General features: G+C 74.5%; 15 protein-coding genes, 3 pseudogenes and 1 riboswitch. Of the genes and pseudogenes, 8 read left to right on the plus strand and 10 right to left on the minus strand.

Annotation, left to right across the window (positions count from 1 at the left end; genetic code table 11):
* From MCAG_RS33490 to MCAG_RS07485, 5 genes and pseudogenes are all read right to left on the minus strand, one after another.
* The coding region (locus MCAG_RS33490) for a hypothetical protein (protein WP_036372736.1) at positions 1 to 1,821 on the minus strand (1,821 nt) is incomplete at its 3' end.
* Complete coding sequence (locus MCAG_RS34530) at positions 1,818 to 2,384, minus strand: hypothetical protein (RefSeq protein ID WP_232290435.1); 567 nt, start codon at positions 2,382 to 2,384, stop codon at positions 1,818 to 1,820. The genes MCAG_RS33490 and MCAG_RS34530, both read right to left, overlap by 4 nt.
* Before the next feature lie 230 nt (positions 2,385 to 2,614).
* Positions 2,615 to 2,788: pseudogene (locus tag MCAG_RS34535) on the minus strand (glycosyltransferase); the annotation flags it as partial.
* Between the two features lie 154 nt (positions 2,789 to 2,942).
* Positions 2,943 to 4,679: a glycoside hydrolase family 3 protein gene (locus tag MCAG_RS07480; protein ID WP_036372740.1), complete on the minus strand. Its 1,737-nt coding sequence runs from the start codon at positions 4,677 to 4,679 to the stop codon at positions 2,943 to 2,945.
* A gap of 203 nt (positions 4,680 to 4,882) precedes the next feature.
* The gene (locus MCAG_RS07485) at positions 4,883 to 5,374 is read right to left on the minus strand and encodes a DUF3145 domain-containing protein (protein WP_007072356.1); all 492 of its coding nucleotides are present in this window, start codon (positions 5,372 to 5,374) and stop codon (positions 4,883 to 4,885) included.
* 322 nt (positions 5,375 to 5,696) lie between these two features.
* On the opposite strand from MCAG_RS07485, the gene MCAG_RS07490 reads away from it, so the two are divergent.
* The 5 genes and pseudogenes from MCAG_RS07490 (at position 5,697) to MCAG_RS07510 (ending at position 11,872) form a co-directional block, all read left to right on the plus strand.
* Positions 5,697 to 6,026 (plus strand): hypothetical protein, encoded by a 330-nt coding sequence (locus tag MCAG_RS07490; protein WP_007072358.1) that lies wholly within the window; start codon positions 5,697 to 5,699, stop codon positions 6,024 to 6,026.
* 266 nt (positions 6,027 to 6,292) lie between these two features.
* The gene (locus MCAG_RS07495) at positions 6,293 to 7,216 is read left to right on the plus strand and encodes an alpha/beta fold hydrolase (RefSeq protein ID WP_007072359.1); all 924 of its coding nucleotides are present in this window, start codon (positions 6,293 to 6,295) and stop codon (positions 7,214 to 7,216) included.
* A gap of 156 nt (positions 7,217 to 7,372) precedes the next feature.
* Positions 7,373 to 9,491 (plus strand): annotated as a pseudogene (locus MCAG_RS07500) (AAA family ATPase).
* 106 nt (positions 9,492 to 9,597) lie between these two features.
* On the plus strand, positions 9,598 to 10,515 hold the full coding sequence (locus MCAG_RS07505; RefSeq protein ID WP_007072361.1) for a cation diffusion facilitator family transporter: 918 nt from the start codon (positions 9,598 to 9,600) through the stop codon (positions 10,513 to 10,515).
* 152 nt (positions 10,516 to 10,667) lie between these two features.
* Positions 10,668 to 10,797, plus strand: a riboswitch (cyclic di-AMP (ydaO/yuaA leader).
* A gap of 4 nt (positions 10,798 to 10,801) precedes the next feature.
* Positions 10,802 to 11,872 (plus strand): hypothetical protein, encoded by a 1,071-nt coding sequence (locus MCAG_RS07510; RefSeq protein ID WP_007072362.1) that lies wholly within the window; start codon positions 10,802 to 10,804, stop codon positions 11,870 to 11,872.
* Positions 11,873 to 11,917: 45 nt separating this feature from the next.
* Here MCAG_RS07510 and MCAG_RS07515 read toward each other — a convergent pair whose 3' ends face one another.
* Both MCAG_RS07515 and MCAG_RS07520 read right to left on the minus strand, forming a co-directional pair.
* On the minus strand, positions 11,918 to 12,367 hold the full coding sequence (locus tag MCAG_RS07515) for an SRPBCC family protein (protein ID WP_036372743.1): 450 nt from the start codon (positions 12,365 to 12,367) through the stop codon (positions 11,918 to 11,920).
* Positions 12,368 to 12,447: 80 nt separating this feature from the next.
* Positions 12,448 to 12,810 carry an STAS domain-containing protein gene (locus MCAG_RS07520; RefSeq protein WP_007072364.1) on the minus strand — a complete coding sequence of 121 codons (363 nt, stop codon included), beginning with the start codon at positions 12,808 to 12,810 and terminating at the stop codon, positions 12,448 to 12,450.
* 410 nt (positions 12,811 to 13,220) lie between these two features.
* On the opposite strand from MCAG_RS07520, the gene MCAG_RS32310 reads away from it, so the two are divergent.
* Positions 13,221 to 13,367 carry a hypothetical protein gene (locus MCAG_RS32310; protein ID WP_157547942.1) on the plus strand — a complete coding sequence of 49 codons (147 nt, stop codon included), beginning with the start codon at positions 13,221 to 13,223 and terminating at the stop codon, positions 13,365 to 13,367.
* 160 nt (positions 13,368 to 13,527) lie between these two features.
* Positions 13,528 to 13,935, plus strand: a complete 408-nt coding sequence (locus tag MCAG_RS07525) for a hypothetical protein (RefSeq protein WP_036372746.1) — start codon at positions 13,528 to 13,530, stop codon at positions 13,933 to 13,935.
* 120 nt (positions 13,936 to 14,055) lie between these two features.
* On the opposite strand, the gene MCAG_RS07530 is transcribed toward MCAG_RS07525, so the two are convergent.
* Positions 14,056 to 16,806 carry a cellulose-binding domain-containing protein gene (locus MCAG_RS07530; protein WP_036372749.1) on the minus strand — a complete coding sequence of 917 codons (2,751 nt, stop codon included), beginning with the start codon at positions 16,804 to 16,806 and terminating at the stop codon, positions 14,056 to 14,058.
* 223 nt (positions 16,807 to 17,029) lie between these two features.
* Entirely contained in the window at positions 17,030 to 18,868 is a 1,839-nt protein-coding gene (locus MCAG_RS07535) for a hypothetical protein (RefSeq protein WP_007072367.1), read from the minus strand.
* A gap of 285 nt (positions 18,869 to 19,153) precedes the next feature.
* Between MCAG_RS07535 and MCAG_RS07540 the strand changes: the two are divergent.
* Positions 19,154 to 19,833, plus strand: a pseudogene (locus MCAG_RS07540) (BON domain-containing protein).
* A gap of 54 nt (positions 19,834 to 19,887) precedes the next feature.
* Here the strand turns inward: MCAG_RS07540 and MCAG_RS07545 are convergent.
* A partial coding sequence (locus tag MCAG_RS07545; RefSeq protein ID WP_036372752.1) for a LuxR C-terminal-related transcriptional regulator occupies positions 19,888 to 20,862 on the minus strand: 975 nt, incomplete at its 5' end.

Raw genomic sequence — 20,862 nt, forward strand, 5'->3', positions numbered from 1 at the left:
CAGGCCCGGCCAGCGCCCGACCAGCGCCGGCCAGCACAGCCCGGCCAGCAGCGCCACCGCCGCCAGCGCCGCCGCCCACGCCAGCAGCGGCAGCACCGGCGCGTACGACGGGGTCGACGGGGACGCGGTCGGGTGGCGCAACTGGACGGCGGTGAGCAGCACGGCGAACCCGGCCGCCCCCGCGCCGAGCAACGCCCGCCCCCGCGTGCCCAGCGCGGCGGAGTCCACCAGCTCGACCCAGCCCCACGCCGACAGGATCACCCCGAACGCGAACCCGGCCCGGGTGAAGTACTGGTTACTGCTGCCCGGGTGCCCCACCAGCAGGTAGGCCGCCGGGCCGGCGAGCGCCCCGCCGAGCAGGAACACCTGCACCGGCTCCAGCCGCCACCGGCGCAACCGCAGCAGCGCCAGCACCCCGGCCAGCCGGAGCTGGAGGCTCAGCAGGAACGCGACGAACACCGCCGCCCACAGCAGCGCGGTCGTCCCCGCCGGGCGACCGGTCCCGACGTACGGGCGCAGCCCCGAGAACGGGTCGACGGTCACCCCGTGGCTCTCGAACGCGAACAGCACGGCGGTGGCGAAAAGCTGCGCGGCCAGCGTCAGCCCGGCCGCCGCCAGCACCGCCCGGGGCAGGGTGCGACGGAACGCCAGCGACACCGCCGCGGTGAACGCCAGCGCGGCCAGCACCACCGGCACCGAGCTGGCCTTCGCCCCCGTGGAGGCGGCCAGGAACAGCGCGGCGAGCACCCACGCGCCGCGACCCAGCGCCGGCACCGCCGAGCCCCGGGCCCGGCCGACCAGCTCACCGAGCGCGGCCACCAGCGGCAGGAGCAACACCCAGCTGTACGTCATCGACGGGCTGCCCCAGACGATGAACGTGGCCTGGGTGCCGAAGAGCTGGCGTACCCCGTTCTCGTAGCCGAACTCGCCGACGGTGAACATCAGCGCGGCGGCGGCCACCCCCGCGTACGCCCGGCCGGTGATCCGCCAGCCGACGACCGCGACCAGCACGGCGGCGAGCGCGCAGAGCGTCGGCACGCCCAGCCGGAAGAAGACGGTCGGCAGGTCCACGCCGCTGACCAGGCTGCCCGCCGCGAGGTGCGCGAAGCCGAACCCAGTGGTAGTGCAGGGGTTCCCCGGCGACCTGCGGGCACGTCGAGCGGGACCTGGTGGGTGGCTGCCCCGGCGAGGGAGAGCTGGAAACGCGAGGTCGATGTACTGCGCCTGCCCCTCGTCGGTGGGCAGCACCGGGTTGACCCGCAGGAACGACTCGTACAGGTAGAGGGTGAAGCCGACGACGACCCCCGCGAGGGACCAGGCCCAGCCGGTCGGCACCGGGACGTGGCCGGTGGCGCGCCAGTGCCGGCGCAGCCGGGGGCACGGCGGGCGAAACGGCACGAGCACCGCCAGGGGCCACAGCCACAGCAGGTGGGGCAGGCCGGCGGCGGTGAACGCCGCCCACCCGGCCAGCTCCAGCACCAGGCCGACGGCCGCGCCGAACGCCAGGTCCTCGACCAGGGTGTGCGGCCGGCGGCGCAGCGCGCGGAACACCAGCGTGCCGGGGAGCAGCACGGCCAGCAGGGCGTACCCGGTCCAGCGTGCCAGATCGGGCACGGGGGTCCCGGTGGCGAGCAGCACGGCGGCGACGACGGCGTAGCCGGCGACGGCCGGGGCGTACCGCAGGGCTGCGGACCACCGGAAGGGCCCGCTGCCCACGACCCGGTCGCCCGGCGCGTCGGCGGTCGCGGGGCCCGGTGCGGCGTCGTCCGCGCGGCGGCGGGGGCCGGTCGGGTCGGCGCCGCCGGTGGCGAGCGCGGTCACCGGAGGCTGTCGGCCAGCTCGGCCGCGCCGCCGGTCGCCGGCCCGTCGGCGTCTGCCGCGTCGGGCTCGGCGGTGTCGCTCGCCACGAAGTACGCCGGGCGGCCCTGTACGGCCGTGTAGATCCGGGCCACGTACTCGCCGAGCAGGCCGAGGCAGAGCAGTTGCACCGCGCCGAGGAAGAGGATCGCCAGGTACAGCGAGGGCCAGCCGGTGACCGTGGAGCCGCCCAGCCAGGCGGCGACGGTGACCACCACCAGCACCCCGCACACCGTCACCCCGAGCAGCCCGAGCCAGGTGGCCACCCGCAGCGGCGCGGCGGAGAAGCTGGTGACGCTCTCGGCGGCGAGCCCGGCCATCCGGGACAGCGGGTACTTCGTCCGGCCGGCGGCGCGTTCCTCGCGCTGGTAGGTGACCTCCCCGCTGGGGAAGCCGAGCCAGGGCACCACCAGCCGCAGCACGGGGCTGCGCTCGGGCAGCTCACGCAGCGCCTCCACGGCCGCCCGGCTGAGCAGCCGGAAGTCGCCGGCCTGGGCGGGCACCTGCTTGCCGACCAGCCGGCGCACCAGCCGGTAGTAGCCGGCGGCGGGTCCACCGCTTGAAGCGGGTGTCCCGGCTGCGGTCGGCGCGCACCCCGTAGACGATGTCGAGGCCGTCGGCGCGGGGCCCGGCGGAGCATCTCGGGCGACGGTTTCGGGCGGGTCCTGGAGGGTCGGCGTCGAGGCTGACCACGTACCGGCCCCGGGGCCCGCAGCACCCCGGCGAGCAGGGCCGCCTGGTGACCGCTGTTGCGGCGCAACCGCAACAGCCGTAGCTGCGGCCAGCGGGCGCGCAGCCCGGCCAGGCCGGCGGGCGTGCCGTCGGTGCTGCCGTCGTCGACCACCAGCACCTCGTACGGCTCGCCGAGGGCGTCGAGGACGGCCCGCAGCCGCCGGGCGAACAGCGGCAGCACGCTCTCCTCGTTGAACATCGGGACCACGACGGACAGTGCCGGCTCCGGTCGCGTCACGGGGCGGGCCTCCGTCTCGTCTGCGGCGCTCGGACAGCCGAACGCTACCAGCCGGGCCGGTGCCGGCAGTTCCCCGCGCGTCGACCTGCGGCCGCCGGACTGCGCCGGCCGCAGGTCAGTTCCCGCAGGTCGTCGCGGGTAAACCTGGGACCGGCACCGGGGACCGGCCGGTCGGGCGGGCCCGGCCGGCAAGCACGTCGGCCAGGGCGGTCATCGACGCGGCGCTGGAGGAGTACGTCGCCAGCAACGTCGGCGACTTCGCCTTCGCCAGCAGGTACGGGGTGTCCATCGCGACGGTCACCGCCGCGTTCGCGTCGAGGTCGCCGGTGCCGTCGCCGTACCCGACGAGGTGCACCCGGGTGCCGCCGCTCGGGACCACCTTGACCCCGGCGGCGGTCAGCGCACCGGTCAGCAGGTTCCGGGTCTTCTCCCGGCCGCCGGAGGAGGTGACGGTGACCGGGGCGCGGACCCCGGACGTGCAGGAGCCGCGCAGCACGGTGACCGCGCCGGCCGCGAGTGCCTCGGCGGCGCGGCGGTGCTCCGGGCTGTTCAGGGTGGACATCTCCGGGGCGGGCGCGCCGGCCAGGGTGAACTTCATGGTCAGCACCCGGGTCACCGCCTCGACCAGCCGGGCCCGGGGCAGCGAGCCGTCGCGCAGCGCGGCGAGCAGCCCGTCGTACGCCTGGGTGACGTTGGGGGGCATCAGGATCAGGTCGTTGCCGGCCTTGAGCGCCCGCACCGCCGCCTCCCCCGGCGACCAGCGCTTGGCGGGGGCCATGTTCATGCCGTCGGTGATCACCACACCCTTGAAGCCGAGCTGGCCGCGCAGCACGTCGGTGAGGATCTTGTGGGAGAAGGTCGCCGGGGTGCCCGGGTCGATGGCGGTGACATCGAGGTGGGCCGACATCACCGCGAGGGCCCCGGCGTCGATGCCGGCGGAGAACGGCGGGAACGCCGTGGAGTCCAGCACCTTCCGGCTCTGGCCGATCACCGGGAGGTCCTGGTGCGAGTCGACGGCGCTTAGCCCGTGCCCCGGGAAGTGCTTGACGCTGGCTGCCACCCCGGCGCCCTGCAACCCCCGCACCGCGCCGGCCACCTGGGCCGAGGCCCGCTTCGGGTCCGCGCCGAACGACCGGGAGCCGATCACGGTGCTGCGGGTGACGAGCACGTCGGCGACCGGGGCGAAGTCCAGGTTGATCCCCATCGCGGCCAGCTCGGCGCCGGCGGCCCGCCAGGCGGCCTCGGTCAGCGCCGGGTCGCCGGCCGCACCGGCAGCCAGCGGGCTGGGCAGCAGGGTGACCCCGTCGGTGATCCGGGTGACCACCCCGTACTCCTGGTCGGTGCCGATCAGCAGCGGCGCCGCGCCCGCGGGGAGCTTGCCGGCGGCGTCGCGCAGGCCGGTGGTCAGCTCGCGGACCTGCTTCGGGTTGTCGACGTTGGTGGTCTCCTGGTTGCCGGCGGTCGGGTCGTCGGCGCTGAAGCCGACCAGGATGAGCCCGCCCAGCCGGTACCTCGCCACCATCTCCGCCGGGGTGTCGACCCCGGCGAGGGCCCGGTTGCCCGCGGCGGAGCCGGTGGAGACCTTCGTCGCGTTGTCGCCGTACGCGTAGGGCATCAGGACCTGGCCCACCAGGTCCTCGTCGGCGAGGGTGCCGACCAGGGCGGCGGCGCGGGCAGCCGGGTCGGCGGTCGCGGTCGGTACGCCCGACGGGGTCGGGCCGGCCGCGGCGGCGCTGGCCGACGGGGCGGGACGGGGCCGGTCCGGCTCCCCCGTGCATCCGGTGAGGAGCACGGCGGTCAGGGCGGCGAGCGCGACGCCGGCACGTCGCGAGGAATTCGACACGCGGTCCATCCCACCAGTTCACCCCTTATCGGGGCAACTCGGCCCGGTCAAGCCACCGCGCCGCCGCGCCTGAGTGTGACCGAGCGCCCGGGCGGCGACGCGGGCCGGCCACCGGGAACCGCGGCGGGGGGCGGGCGGCCCCGGGGATCCGCGGGCAGCGGGGCGGGCCGGCCCCCGCCGGCTTCTCCTTGCCCGTTGCCGCGGCGGGCGGCTCAGCCGACCCGGGTGAGCAGCGTCACCGGGGCGCCGTCGCCGGCGTACCGGTAGGGCTCCAGCTCGGCGTCCCAGGCGGTGCCGAGCGCCTTGTCGAGCGCGTGGGCCAGCGCCTCGGGGGCCCGCGCGGCGGCCATGATGCTGCGCAGCCGGTCCTCGCCGAGCTGGATGTCGCCGGCCGCGCCGACGGTGGCGCGGAACAGGCCGCGCCCCGGGACGTACATGAAGCGTTCGCCGTCGACGCCGGCGCTCGGTTCCTCGGTCACCTCGAAACGGATCATGGGCCACTGCCGGAGGGCAGCAGCCAGCTCGGCGCCCGTCCCCGGGCGACCGGTCCACCCGCACTCGGCGCGGCGGGCGCCGGGGTCGACGGGCTGGGCCGTCCACTGCAGGTTGACCGGCGCGGCGAGGACGCGCGCGATCGCCCACTCGACGTGTGAGCACACGGCGAGCGGGGTCGAGTGGACGTATACGACGCCACGCGTTGGCACGGTGACCTCCCGGAGAGCGAGGTGCGTCTTCCCCTACGACCTCGACACCCGAGTGGCTGTTGGAACACATGATGACTGCTGGGACGGATGGTGCGCCAGAGAATCGGAAAATTCGCCGCCCGGACGGGGCGGAATGCCGGGCCGGCGGCCAGGGTTGTGCTCTCCGACAGTCGCGGTGACCAGCCAGGCATCGTGGTCGTGTACAGTTCTCTCGGCGGCTTGTGCCGCGCACATCTTCGGCGGGCCGAGGCTCTTCCCGAGCGTCACCCGTCACAGCCCCCGGACGTTCCCGTCCTCCCGTACGTCTCCAAGGAGTACCTCCGTGGCGAGCAACACCTCTAAGACCGCGCGCGCGTCAGTCCGGGCCGGCCAGGCTGGCCAGGGTGGGGCCCTCAGCGTGCTGGGCGAGTTCAAGTACGTCATCCCGCTCAACGGCGGCAAGCACGCCTACGTGCGGAATCTGACCAACGGCAAGACCGCGCACCTGCGCACCGACTCCGAGGCCTTCGTCGAGGAGATCCGGGTGCTGGCCGCCGCCGGTCACGCCGCCAAGATCCGGGCCGAGCTGAACAACCTCGCCGCCGCCCACCCGGACCACGGCTGGGACGCCACCGAGAAGCGCCTCGCCGAGGCCGGCGTCTTCGGCGGCTGAGCCCGCCCGCGACACCTGCGACACCCGAACCGCCCGCCGGGCCACCCGGCGGGCGGTTCGCCGTCTCCGCCCGACCTCACCGGGCTTCGCCGTCTCCGCCCGATCTCGCCGGGCACGGAGAGGTGAGAAGGGGACCCTTCCCTACCGCAGGCGTCAACAGGGGCCCTTCCTTACAGATGGTTGGCGTGGTGTCATGGCGGGTAGCCGGTGTTACCGCCGGGTCACCCGGCGATGAAGTTTCCGTGGCGGCCCAAGGGGAGGCGGCGATGCCGGAACACGTCGAGGTGCGGCTCGAAGACGACGTGCACCTGCACGTGGCGGCGTCCGGGCCGCCCGACGCCGAGGTCACCGCGGTCCTGCTGCACGGCTGGACGTTGGACGGGCGGAGCTGGCACCGCCAGCAGGCCGAGCTCCGCGAGCGGTTCGGCGACCGGGTCCGGGTGGTCACGTACGACGCCCGGGGGCACGGCCGGTCCGGCTGCATGGCGCTGCGCACCGCCACCCTGGCCCAACTCGGCGACGACCTGGCCGCCGTGCTCGACGCGGTCGCCCCGGCCGGGCCGGTGGTCCTGGTCGGGCACTCCATGGGCGGCATGACGATCATGGAGTACGCGCACCGGCACCCCGACCACTTCGCCGCCCGCGCGGCAGGGCTGGTGTTCGTCTCGACCACCGCCGAGGGGCACACCCACACCGTGTACGGCCTCTCCCCCCGCATCGCCCGGCTGATCCGGCTGGCCGAGACCACCGGCGCCGGGGTGCTGGCCCGCTGCGGCGAGTGGCGTCCGCCCCGGGCGCTGCTGCGCGCCCTGCGACCCAGCATCCGCTGGATGCTCTTCGGCGACCACTGCGACCCGACCGACATCCGGCTGGTCACCTCGGCGGTGGCCCGGGCCACGCTGCGCTCGATCGGCGGGTTCCGGGCCTCGATCGGGGCCCAGCACCGGCTGGACACCCTCGCCGCGCTGGCCCACCTGCCGGCGGCGGCGCTGGTCGGGGACCGGGACCGGCTCACCCCGCCGCCGTGCGCCGAGTCGATCGCGGCGGCCCTGCCGGCGACCGAGCTGACGGTCTGCCCCGGTGCCGGGCACATGCTGATGATGGAGCGGCCCGAGCAGGTGAACGCGGCCCTGGCCGGCGTGCTGGGTCGGGCGCTGGCGGGCGCGCGGAGCAGGCTTCTGCCGGGCTGAACAGCGGCACGGTCGACGGCCTGCCGACGTGGGGTGGATCGCGGCAGCGGCATGGCCCCGCGAACCCGTCGGCCGCTGGCCGTACCCTCACCCGGTCACCCCGGCGCGCCGCCCGCGCCCCTGGCGTGGCCGCCGCCGTCTGCAAGGAGCCGTACGTTGACCGACCGCACCACCCTGGAGCAGGAGATGGCCGCCGAGCAGCGGCATCTAGACCGGGTGTACGCCCGCCTCGCAGAACTGCAAAAACCTGGCCGCCCAGGCCGAGAAGGACGGCTACCGCCTGGCCCGGGTGGGCAACTTCGGGGCGCTCGTCGAGCGGGACGCGATGGTCTTCCACGCCGCCCAGCGCCGGCACGTGCTCGACGCCGAGCACGAGGGGCTGGTCTTCGGCCGGCTGGACCTGCGGGAGGGGCAGGTGCTGCACGTCGGGCGGCTCGGGGTGCGCGGCGAGGACGCCGAGACTCTCGTGGTGGACTGGCGGGCCCCGGCCGCCGCCGCTTTCTACCAGGCGACCCCCGCGCAGCCGCTGGGGGTGGTGCGCAGGCGCACCATCTCCTCGTCGGCGGAGCGGGTGACCCGGATCGAGGACGACCTGCTGGACCCGGCGGCGGCCCCGCCCGACATGGCGGTGGTGGGCGACGGCGGGCTGCTGGCCACCCTGTCCCGGGCAACCGGGCGGGGGATGCGGGACATCGTGGCCACGATCCAGCGGGAGCAGGACGAGGCGATCCGCTCCCCCGCCTCCGGGGTCACGATCGTCTCCGGGGGCCCGGGGACGGGCAAGACGGCGGTGGCCCTGCACCGGGCGGCGTACCTGCTCTACTCCGACCGCAGCCGGTACGCCGGCGGCGGCATCCTGGTGGTCGGCCCGTCGGCGGTGTTCGTGGAGTACATCGCCTCGGTGCTGCCGTCGCTGGGCGAGGAGGCGGCGACGCTGCACTCGCTCGGCTCGCTGTTTGCGGGGATGAGCGCGACGCGCACCGACCCGCCCGAGGTGGCGGCGGTGAAGGGGTCGCTGCGGATGCGCCGGGTGCTGGAGCGGGCGGTGCGGGACGCGGTGCCGGGCGGGCCGGGCGAGCTGCGCCTGCTCTACCGGGGTGAGCTGTTGCGGCTGGACCGCCGGGAGCTCGACGGCATCCGGGACCGGGCGCTGAGCCGGGGGGCCCGCCGCAACGAGTCGCGCCGGGCGGGCTTCGACGGGGTGTTCGCGGCGCTGTGGGCGCAGGCCCACCGGCTGAACATCGGCCGGCTGCCGGAGCAGCGCGCGTTCGAGGACGAAATCGCCGAGCGGCCCGAGTTCCGAGAGTTCCTCAAGGCGTGGTGGCCGCGCCTGCACCCCCGGCACGTGCTGGGCTGGCTGGCCCGCCCCGACCGGCTGCGCCGGTACGCCGCCGGGGTCCTGTCCCGGGCGGAGGTCGGCCTGCTCGCCGACGCGTACCGGGCGCTGGACGTCGAGGGGCTCACGATCGCCGACATCGCCCTGCTCGACGAGCTGGACGCGCTGCTGGGCAAGCCGATGCAGCCGAGGCGGGCGAAGCGGGACCCGTTCCAGCTCGCCGGGGGCGTACGGGAGCTGAGCACGCACGCCGACCGGCAGCGGGCGGCCCGGGAGGCGGCCCGGGAGCGGCCCGAGGACTACCGCGACTACGCGCACGTGGTGGTCGACGAGGCGCAGGACGTCTCGCCGATGCAGTGGCGGATGATCGGCCGGCGCGGCCGGCTGGCGTCCTGGACGGTGGTGGGCGACCCGGCGCAGACCGCGTGGACGGGGGACCCGCAGGAGTTGACCCGGGCCCGGGACGCGGCGCTGGGCCGGCGACGCCGGCACCAGTTCGAGCTGACCACCAACTACCGCAACTCGGCGGAGATCTTCGCGGTGGCGGCGGCGGAGATCCGCCGGCTCTACCCGGACCTGACGCTGCCCCGGGCGGTGCGGTCCACCGGCGTGGCCCCGGTCGAGCTGACCGTGCCGGCGGCGGAGCTGGAGGCGGCCACCGTCGCGGCGGTCGTCGACCTGCTCGGCGAGGTGGAGGGCACGGTCGGGGTGATCACGCCGGTGCCGCGCCGGGATGAGGTGGCCGGCTGGCTGGCCGGCCGGGCCGCGCCGCGCCTTCAGGTGGTGACCAGCCTGGAGGCCAAGGGCATGGAGTACGACGGGGTGGTGCTGGTCGCTCCGGGCGCTATCCGGGCCGACCCGGGTTCCGGCGTGCGGACGCTGTACGTGGCGTTGTCCCGGGCCACCCAGCGCCTCGTCACGATCGATCCGGCGGGCTGATCGGGGCCCGGCCGCTCACCGGCCCCGTCCACAGCCCACAACTTGCACACATAGCAATGTGAGCATAGGTTGGATCGGGCTCGAGTCGTGGACGGAGGGTGTGGGCGTGGGCACAGGTCATGACCACCACCACGGTACGGCGGCGAACGCCTCGGACCGCCATTCGGGGCGACTTTGGGTGGCGTTCACGCTGCTCGCCGCACTGATGGTCATCGAGGCGGCCACCGCGTTCGACACCGGCTCGCTGGCGCTGCTCTCCGACGCCGGGCACATGTTCACCGACGTGCTCGGCATCGGCATGGCGCTCGCCGCGATCACCGCCACCCGCCGGGCCACCGCCGACCCGCAGCGCACGTTCGGGCTCTACCGGCTGGAGGTGCTCGCCGCACTCGGCAACGCCCTGCTGCTCAGCGGCGTCGCCGTCTACGTTCTCGTCGAGGCCGCCCGCCGCTTCGACGACCCGCCCGAGGTGACCACCGGCCCGATGCTGGCGGTGGCGGTGCTGGGCCTGCTCGCCAACGTCGCCGTGTTCGCCCTGCTGCGCAGCGGGGCGAAGCAGAGCCTCAACCTGCGCGGGGCATACCTGGAGGTACTGGGCGACCTGCTCGGCTCGGTCGGGGTGATCGGGGCGGCGGCACTGATCATGTTCACCGGCTGGTCGTGGGCGGACCCGGCGGTGGCCGTCGCGATCGGCGTGTTCATCCTGCCCCGCACCTGGCGGCTCGGGCGGGCCGCGGTGCGCATCCTGGTCCAGGCCGCGCCGGAGCACCTCCAGGTGACCGCGGTGCACGACCGGCTGGCCGCGGTGCCCGGCGTGGTCGAGGTGCACGACCTGCACGTCTGGACGCTGACCTCCGGCATGGAGGTCGCCTCGGCCCACCTGACCATGGCACCCGGAGCGGAGGTCGGCGCGGTGCTGACCGCCGCCCGCACCGCCCTGCACGAGGACTTCCGCATCGAGCACGCCACCTTGCAGGTCGAGCCTGGAGCGTCCTGCGACGGCTGTGGGCCGGCCGGCTGGTAGGGCCGACGCCAACAATTTTCACGGCTTTTGACATTGTTTGCCTGATTTAAGCGGTTTCGTCCGCGTACCCTCCGTCACGGACGCAGCGCTGGTCCCACCGGCACCGGTAGGCTCGGTCCCGGCCTCCGCCGGGCGGCGCCCTCCGGCGCCTGCGGTGGCCGCCGCCTAATCGCCTGCGGGCGAGCCGGGGAACCACGTCCGTGGGGTGCATCCGCCTGAGCGGTAGGGATCTTCCGTCCCGAACCCGTCAGCTAACCCGGTCGGCGGCTGACGGAAGGACACGCATATGCCAGTAGTGGCACCTGTAGGACGGATCGCCGCCCGGGTGGCGGCGGCACTGGTGCTGACGCTCGCCGTCGGCCTCGGGATCGCGCCGGTGGCGCCGGCCGGGGCCGCACCGCCCGTCGGCCTGCTCGCCGCCGCGCCCGGCGACGACGAGGAGGGCGGCACCCCCGCCCTGCGCGCCCAGCTCGAGGCGGCCAGCAAGGGGTACCTGGAGGCCAAGACCGCCCTCGACCGCTCGGTGAAGCGGCAGAAGCAGCTCGGCGGCCAGCTCAAGGCGGTCGAGGCCGAGCTGGTCACCCGCGGCGCCAAGGTCGGCGAGATCGCCGGCGTGGCGTACAAGAAGGGACGCCTGACCGCCGCCTCCGCGCTGCTCAACAGCAACTCCCCCGAAGGCTTCCTGGACCGGGCCGCCGCGCTCGACGCGGTCGCCACCAACGAGGACCGGGCGCTGCGCGAGCTGCTGGCGACCCGGGACGAGGCGACCAAGACCCGGCAGGGGATCGACGGCGAGATCCGCGAGCAGCGCAAGCAGGTCGCGCTGATGGGCAAGCGCAAGGAGCAGGCCGAGCGGGCACTCACCGTGGCCAACAACAAGGCCAGCAGCAGCGGCGGGTCCAGCCCGGGCGGCACCTCCAGCGCGAACGCCACCCCCGCGAAGCGCAACGCCGACGGCTCCTGGCCGGCGGAGTCGTGCAGCGTCAACGACCCCACCCCGGCCAACGGCTGCATCACCCCGCGCACCCTGCACGCGCTCAACCAGGCCAAGGCCGCCGGCTTCACGCGGTACGTCTCCTGCTACCGCCCCGGCGGCTCCGGCGAGCACCCCAAGGGCCGGGCCTGCGACTTCGCCGCGCAGAAGGGCGGCTTTGGCGGCGTGGCCACCGGCGGGGACCGCACCTACGGCAACAACCTCGCGGCGTACTACGTCCGCAACGCCGACCGGCTCGCCGTGCTGTACGTGATCTGGTTCAAGCAGATCTGGCTGCCCAGCAGCGGCTGGAAGGCGTACAGCGGCGGAAACGGGGACCCGTCAAGCGACCACACCAACCACGTGCACCTGTCGGTGATCTGACCCGCGCCCCGGCGGCCCTTCCCGCTCCGACGGGCCGCCGGGGCGTTACGCCGCCCGGCCCAGCACCTCGCCCAGCCGCCGGGCCAGCCCGAGGTGCGCGGAGCGGGCCTGCCGGAAGGCGTACGGGAACAGCGGCGCCGGGGCGGCCAGGGTGATCTCCACGTCGACGCGGACGATGCCGCCCGGCTCGTCGTGCAGCCGGGTTCGGTTACGCACCGTAGTGGCAGGCCGCTGCCGGGCCACCGTGACGATCTCGTCGTCGGTCACCACCAGCACGTCCGCCTGGTACGTCACGCCAAAGCGCAGCGGACCGGCGGCGAGCTGATCGGTGATCGCGTAGCTGGCCAGGGACCCAGGCCGGGGCGGCAGCCGGCGCACCCGCGTGATCAGCGGATGCAGCTCGGTCTGCCGGGCGGGGTCGCCGAGCAGCGCCACCACCTCGGCACGCGGGCAGCGGGCCTGGACGGAGTACTGAAAGCTGTCCCGCCGGAGCACCCCTCGATCGTCCCCCAGCTGAGGGCACGAGGGAAGGGCCCTCGGCACGAGCCCGCACGCGGGGCCGGGGCGCGGTGCGGTCAGGCTCCCGGCAGCACCTCGGGGGTGGCAGTGCCGGCGTAGTAGGGCTCCGGGGCACCGAAGAGGCCGAGCAGGCCCGTCACCCAGAGTTGCCGGTGCACGAACCGGCTCGGCTCGGTGACGACCAGCTTCACGCCGCTGACCTCGGCGGTCTGGAAGCCGGCCACCATCGCACTGATGCCGACAGAGTCGATGAAGGTGACGAGGCGCATGTTCAGCTCGATGCGGGCGGGCCGCCCTTTGGCGAGCACCTCGGCGATGGCTTCACGCACCTCGTACGCGGTGTCGACGTCGATTTCACCGCGCGGGGCGATCTCGACGACACCACCGGACAGAACCGACTTCACGATCGACAGGCTCACGCGAGCACCTCCACTCGCCCGTTCACGGGCGCCTCATCAGTACGCGGGCCGCGACCGAGAGTATTCCTCCGATGGCCTCGGTCGCCACCCCTCGGGATGAGCAATTCGTGGATCAGGGCAATTCACGTTGCCCTTATCCGGACTAATCAATCCTGTTTGCCACCCGACCGGCCCGGGGGCCGATGTCGCCGACCCAGGGTAGCGGTACGCTGCGACCTTCGTGTGCACCCCGCACCCCGGCGTGGCCCACCCGGGCCCGTCCCGCGCCCTGCGACGCTGTCCGGGTCCACCCGACCAGCCACCCGGGCCCGACCCGCCGTGACGCGGCCGTCGCCCGCCGGACCCGGCACAGTTGCCCGCCCCGCCTAGCATCGGCAGCGTCCACACCCGTACCACGGAAGGGACCACCCATGATTCGGAGACTGGCCGGCCTGGCCGGCGTCGGCGCACTGCTCGCACTCATGTTGGCCTGCGGCTTCGGCGGTGGCGGGGACGACGACGATGACGACGACGGCGACGACTTCGCCCGGGGCACGGCGGTGGTGTCCGTACGCTGAGGGCACCCCCGGCGGGTCGGGGGTTTGCGGCGGCGGCCGGTGGGGCACTGCCCCGGTGGGCGGACCAGCCGGCGGGCGACCCACCGGCCGGTGGCCGCCCGCCGGTCCCACGCCGCAGTCCGAAGTGCCCGCAGGCTTCGGCACCCGAGGAGGTAGCACGATGTTCGGAACCAACCTGCTGGAGCGCCGCAGCAAGCCCGAGCGGATCGCGGACCAGGCGTGGCACCACCTGGTCGCCGCCGTCAGCTCCGCCGGGGACAGCGTCCGGGACACCGCCCGGTCGGCCCGGCGCAGCGGTTCGGGTCTCGCCGAAGACGCGGGCGACCTGGTGGGCTCGACGGCCGACGAGGCGCGTCGCCGGGCGGTGCTGGCATTCGACGCGCTCGCCGGTCGCCGGCCCGCTCTGCCCTGGACGCTGCTGATCGGAGCCGCCCTGGCCGGCGCGGCGATCGGCTGGGCCGCCGGTTCGGCCGCGCGGGCCGCCGGCAGCCGGGGCGGACGCGACGTCGAGGAGATCGAGTTCGTCGACGTCGACCGGCCCAACTCCCCGGTCGGCCTGGACGGCTGACCCGGCGTCCCGGGGTCACCGAGACGAGGACCGGGCCGGCCTCCGTGCGGGGAGGCCGGCCCGGGGTTCCTGCCGGGCGGGACGACTAGTCGCCGGCACCGGGTTCGCGCGGACGGATGACTAGTTGGCGGTGCAGGTCAGGATCCCCGGCACCGAGTTGGCTGCCGTCCCGCTGGCGAGGAAGCCGAAGGTGGTGCTGCCGCCGACGGGCAGCGCACCGTTCCAGCCCGCGTCACGCACCACGACCTGGGCCCCGGTCTGGGTGTACGTGCCGCCCCAGAGCTGGGTGATCCGCTGCCCGTTGGGGAAGTTCCAGACCACGCTCCAGAAGCTCTTCGCCGAGCCGCCGTTGTTCTTGACGGTCACCTCGCCCTGGAAGCCGCCGGACCAGGAGGTGACGACCTTGTACGTCGCCGAGCAGGCACCGGCCGGTACGGGCGTACCCGTCGGGGTCGACGTCGGCGGCGGGGTCGTCGGCGGCGGGGTCGTCGCCGGGGGCGTCGTCGGCGGCGGGGTCGTCGCCGGCGGAGTCGTCGGCGCGGGCGTCGTCGGCGTCGGGGTGGCGCCGCCGAGCCGGTCGGCGACGAGGATCCCGCGCCCGTTGGTGCCCAGGTAGGCCCGCCCGTAGACCCGCGGGTCGCCGGTCAGCGCTTCGCCCGCGTTGCCGTACTGGTGCTTGTCGTCGTTGATCCGGACCCAGGCCGCCCCGGCGTTGTCCGACCGGAACAGGCCGGCCTGGCCGTCGACGGTGCCGAAGACGAACAGCGCCGGGTACGTCTGCCCGGGGGCCGCCTTGCCGAAGCCCACGTTCACCGCCGACGACACGCCGGCCTGCTTGGTGAAGGTGGCCCCGGAGTCGGTCGAGAGCCACAGGCCGCCCTCGCCGGCCAGCCAGATCTCGCCCTCCTTGCCCGGCAGCGCCTTGAACTTCACGTTCCCGGTGCTCGGCAGGCCGGTGGCCGCCGATGCGGTGAAGCTCGCCCCGCCGTTGGTGCTGACGTAGAACTTCCCGCCGCCGAAGCCGTAGAACTTGTTCTTGTTGACCCGATCGGACTCGACGACGGCGTTGGCCGGGATGCCGGTCGCCGCGGTCCACGAGTTGCCGAAGCCCACCGAGCGGACGACCTGCTGGCCGGCGTCGCCCGGCGACCAGACGAACTGGCTGCCGTCGGCGGACGCGGCGACGGTGCCGCCGCTGTTGATCCCGCCCGGCTCGCTGCCCTGGAACCAGTTGGCCCCGCCGTCGGTGGAGAACGCGACGTGGCTGTCGTTGGGGCGGTCGGCATCGGCGAAGTTGCCGGCCCGCACCATCACCGCCGGGTTGGTCTCGGCGTAGTCGATGCTGGTGGTGCTGGTGAAGATCGGCTGGGCGAACATCTTCGCCGGCACGGCGTCGAGGTCGGTGTGCCGGAAGCCGCCGATGTCGCCGAGCGCACTGACCAGCGGAGCCCCGGTGGGCGGGCTGATCAGGTCGAGCACGGCGGTCTCCTCCAGGCCCTTGACCATCGGCTTGATGGTGAACTGGCCGCCGGTGTCCCACTTGGTCAGGTCGGTGCTGCCGTAGATGGTCGCGCCGGTGCCGTACATGAACCGGTTGGAGTCGTGCGGGTCGATCTCGACCGACTCGTTCATCCAGCCCAGCTTCGGCGTCTCCTCCGGCGGGGACGGGTTCGCGCCGAAGGTCAGCCACGGCACCGAGCTGATGTCCATGGTGTACTTCTTGGCCCGGTTCGGGTAGCTGGTGAACTCCCAGATCCGGGACCAGGTCGCTCCCCCGTCGGTGCTGCGCCAGAAGATCGCGTCCGGCCACCAGGAGATCTGGGTGGCCACCATCAGGGTGTTCGGCTGCTGCCGGTCAATGGTCAGGCCGGAGTAGCCGAAGTGCGCGTCGGCGCTGGACGACGGGATCGGGCTGATCTGCGTCCACGCGCCGGTGGCCCGGTTGAACTTCCACACGTCGCCCTTGGCCCCGTCGTACGGGCCGCCGGTGTCGCTGGTGGCGATGTAGAGGTAGCCGCCCACCGGGTCCACGACGCCCTTGTGGGCGAGGTAACCGGTCGGCTGGCCGGGGATCCGCTCCCAGGTGGTGCCGCCGTTGGTGCTGCGGTACACCGGGTTGGCCTTGTCGGCCACGCCGACGTAGATGGTCTGGGTGGCGTTGCCGGCCGTGCCCGTGCTCTTGTCGAAGCTGACCCAGGTGAGACCCTGGTTCTGGCTCTGGTAGCCGGTGCTGTCGTTCGGGTCGGCCCGGTAGTTGCCTACGTTGGGGAAGTTCGTGACCTTGGCCCAGGTCGCCCCGTAGTCGGTGCTGCGCCACAGGCCGTTGCCGCCCTCGGCACCGTAGTAGACGATGCTGTTGCGGTTCGGGTCGACGGCGAGGCGCTCGCCCATGCCCCGGCCGGGCATGTTGCCGCCGTTCTTGAACGGCAGCTCGGTGACCTGCCAGGTCGCGCCCTTGTCCGCCGAACGCAGGATCGCGCCGTTGTTCGGATCCCAGTCGTTGGTGTACATGCCGACCGCGGCGTACACCCGGTTGGTCTGCACCGGGTCGGTGGCGACGCTGACCACGCCGTTGTAGCCCCACTTGTCCGCGCCCACCCAGTCCAGCAGCGGCGTCCAGGACTGGCTGGCCTGTTCCCAGCGGTACATCCCGCCGATGTCGGTACGGGCGTAGATCAGGTTCTTCTCGGTGGGATTGAAGACGATGCCGGGGACGAAGCCGCCGCCGTCGATCCGTACGTTCTTCCAGGAGTACGGCTCGGACACCGCCGCGGCGGCCTCGGTGGACGGGGTGACGGTGAACTGAACGGCCACGACTGCCGTGGCGGCGGCCAGCACGGTGGTGACCGTGCCGACGAGACCTCTCCGCATCTGCGGTTCCTCTCGGGATGCCCGTGGTGGTGGGACGAGGACGACGTCGACGGTCGAGCTGCGACCGTGCCCAGGCCCGACGTCGGGCATGGGAAGCCTGCCCGGGCTTCCCACCGGCGTGCGGCTCCCGCTGCCGAAGAAGGCATTCACAGTACCCTTCGTCCGGCCGGGTTTGGAAGCGCTCCCAACAAACTCGGCCGGCCGGCGAGCCGGTGGCGGCCGATCAGTCGAGGTGGTAGACGTATCCGTCGCCGACGGCCTCGCGCCGCACGCCGAGCCCGTCGACCGGCCGGGTCTCCGCGCCCTGCCACGGCGTGCCCGCCGTGTACGCCGGCAGCACCACCACCGTGCGCACCCCGATCCCCCGCAGGTACGCCACCGACGCGGCGTCCGGGAAGCCCGTGCTCGCCGCCCGGATGTCCTGCTGGCTGGCCGGGGTGAACGAGGCCAGCCCGTTGACGACCTTCGGGAAGCCGTCAGTGGACCAGAGCATCACGTGGAACTCCCGGATGCCGTCGCTGGGCAGCACCAGCGCCGGGCCGCGCAGCCCGTGCAGCGCCGCCGGCGCGACGGGGGCCGGCACGTGCGGGGTGCGGTTGACCCCCTCGGCGAGCACCAGCAGCACCGGGAACACCAGCACGAGCCGGCCCCAGCGCCGCCACCCACCGCCGGGCGACCCCGGCGCCGGAGCCGCCGCAGGTTCCGGGGCGGCCGGTTCCGGCGCCGACGCAGGTTCCGGAGCCGACGCGCGTGCCGGGCCGGCGTCGGTGGTGGTCAGCGCACCGGCGGCGAGGATGCCCAGCAGCAGCGTCGTCCACAGCACCAGCCGGCCCGGGGTGCGGATGCCGTCCCAGCCCGGCACGTGCTCCACCAGCGTGACGTAACCCGGGTCGCCGTCCCCGCCAAGCGTGCTGCCGGCGGCCAGCGCCACGGTCACCAGCACCCCGGCGGCCAGCGCCAGCCGGTGCCACACCCGCCACGCCGACACGAACAGCCCGGCGGCGGCGAGCCCGACCAGCACCATCCCGGGCAGCAGCGTCATCTCCCCGGCGAAGCTCAGCGAGGCCCGCGCGGTCTCGTGCCGCTCCCCCCACAGCCACGACTCCGGCGGGGCGGTCAGGAAGCCGCGCAGCGGCGGGGAGAACATCGCGATCTGCTCGACCGTGCGCCGGCCCGCCGGGTGCCGGGCCACCACCTCGAAGTAGGGCGCCGCCATCAGCAGGGTCACGCCGGCGAAGAACACGCCGCCGGCCAGGTCGGCGACCAGCAGCCGGCGCGGGAACGCCGGCCGCCGCCGACGCCGCCACCACGACCAGCCGTACCCGCCGGCCGCGCCGAGGCAGAGCAGCGCCAGCGCGTACGCGAAGGGCAGACCGATGCCGAAGCCGAGACTGACCTGCCAGGCGGCGACCGCCCAACCGGCCGCCGCCCAGCCGGGGCGGACCCGGTCCGGACGGTAGCCGTGCCGCAGCGACCAGCCGTGCCCCCGGGCCAGCATGGCCAGCGCCAGCGCGATCCCGCCGATGCTGAGCACGTGCAGGTGCCCGGCCTGGGCCAGCTTCCACGGCGCGTACGCGAAGGACGCCCCGGCCACCGCCGCGCCCGCCCGGCCCGCGCCGAGCTGGCGGGACAGCGCGTACGCCCCGACGAAGGCGAGCGCGTGCACCAGCACGTACAGCAGGTTGTAGCGGACCACGGCGGCGACCGGCCCGTGGCCGATCATTCCGAACGGGGCGTAACCGAGCAGGGTGTCCGAGTACGCGTACGTGTACGGCTCCGGCCAGAACGTGTTCGAGTGCCACAGCTGCGTCGGGTTGGTGAGCAGCGCGTGCCCGCCCCAGGCGACCTGCCATGCCTGCAACGTCGGGTCGCCCGTGTCCTGCGGGATGGTGCCGGTCAGGTCGCGCACCGTCGGCCAGGTCAACGCCACGGCCAGCACCAACGAGCCGACCACCGCGAGGGTCCACTCGTGGCGGGCGAACCGGCCCGCCACCGCCCACCACCGGCCGCCGGCCGGTGGCCCGGCGACGGCGGCCGGGACCGCCTCGCGAACCTCACCCATCGCCCGCTCCCCACTCCCGACAGTCACGCCGCCCCAGATCGTGCCGGACCGCGCGGCCCGTGTCGACCGTCGTCCCGCGCCCGTTTGTCGATCGCCGTCCCGGCCAACGGCGGTACGCCCCGCGCGCCCCGCCCGTCGCCCACGCGTCCCTCACCCCGCCGGGGTGAGCCGGCCTCACCCCGGCCGGGGGCAACCTCGCAGATGGCGGGCCCTTGCCGTCACGTTCGTCGGGGCCGCCGAGCAGGTCCGCCGCCGGCCGACCGCCGAGAATCCGGGAGGAGCGCGATGCCCACCTCGACGACCACCCGCACCGACCAGGAAATCCAGTCCGCCGTGCTGGACGAGTTGGCCTGGGAGCCGAGGGTCCAGCCCAACGAGATCGGCGTGACCGTCGCCGAGGGGGTTGGCCCCGCTGACCGGCCAAGTTCAACAGCTACGCCAAGAAGTGGGCCGCGGAACGCGCCGCGCACCGGGTCGCCCGGGTCCGTGCGGTCGCCGACGACCTCGCCGTCCGGCTGCCCGCAACGGCGGAACGCACCGACCCGGAACTGGCCACGGCCGTGGCGCGGGCGCTGGAGTGGGACGCGTTCGTGCCGGTACGGCCGCTGGAGGTCACCGTCTCCAGCGGCTGGGTGACCCTGCACGGCGAGGTGGAGTGGGAGTACCAGCGCCGGGCCGTGGACCGCGCCGTCGGCCGGCTGACCGGGGTACGCGGGTTGACCAACGGGATCACCGTGCGGCCGGCGGTACGCCCGCACGCCGAGGACCTCGCCGAGCGGATCGTCGACGCGCTGGCGCGCAACGCGGCCGTCGACGACGAACGGGTCACCGTCCGGCTGCACGGCGACGCGGTGCTGCTGGAGGGCGTGGTGCACTCGGTGCCGGAACGCGCGGAGGTGGAGCGGACCGTCTGGTCGGCACCCGGCATCCACGAGGTGCACAACCACCTCGTGGTGGGCCGATGACGGCACCGTTGCAGTTCGCCGTCGACGCCGCGCTGTGGCCCGGTCGCCGGCCGGTCAGATCAGGTGCAGCTCCCGGGCGCGACGGACGGCCTCTCGGCGGCGGGTGGCGTCCAGCTTGCGGTAGATGTTGCGTACGTGCGTCTTGACGGTGTTCACCGACAGGGACAGCTCGGCGGCGATCTCCACGTTGGACAGGATGCTCTGCAGGTACCGCAGAATGGTCAGCTCCCGTTCGGTGAGCGGCTCGTCCAGCGCCCGGTCCGGTTCGGGGTCCGGCCGCGCCGGCGGCTCCTCCGTCACCCGGACGAGGTCGCTGACCGTCGGCCAGTGGGCCGTGCCCGAGTCCAGATGTGCCGCGAGCAGGTCCCGCACCCCGGGCTCGGCGCGGGTGAACGGGCGGCGGAACCCCTCGGCGGCAGCGAGTTCGAGGATCCGCTCCAGGATCCGTCCGGCCCGCCGGGCGTCCCCGGCCTGCCGGGCGAGCACCGCGTCCAGCACTCCGGCGTCGAGGCGTACCGGTAGCGGCCAGTTCCCGGCGTCCGGACCGTCCCAGGACGGCAGGACGTGGGCGGCGGCGCGCGGGTCGCCGGCGCGCAGCTCGACCCGGGCCAGGGCGACGGCCGGCGCCTCGGTCGGGCCGTCGTGCTGGGCCAACGCATCGGTCAGCAGTTCCCGGGCGGCACCGAGGTCGCCGTGGGCGGCGCGCAGATCCGCCTCGGCGGCCAGCAGCCAGGCCCGCAGCTCCCCCGCGCCACCACCGGGCCCGGGAGGTGACGGGCCGTCCCCGGCCGGCGGGGGCGCGAGCCGGTCCCGGGCGGTCGACAGCAGGCGCAGGGCGGCGGCCGGGGCGTCGCGATCACGCAGCAGCCCCGCCCGGCACAGCGCGGCGAGCGCCGCCACGGGCGGCTCGTCGGCTGCCGGGTCGGCCAGCGCCAGGCGTGCCTGCGCCTCGTCGGGCAGGCCGCGGTGCAGCGCGACGACGGCCAGCGCCAGGTGGGCGTACGCGCAGTCCGTACGACAGGACCAGCC

Source organism: Micromonospora sp. ATCC 39149 (genome assembly GCF_000158815.1).
Classification (GTDB): Bacteria; Actinomycetota; Actinomycetes; order Mycobacteriales; family Micromonosporaceae; genus Micromonospora.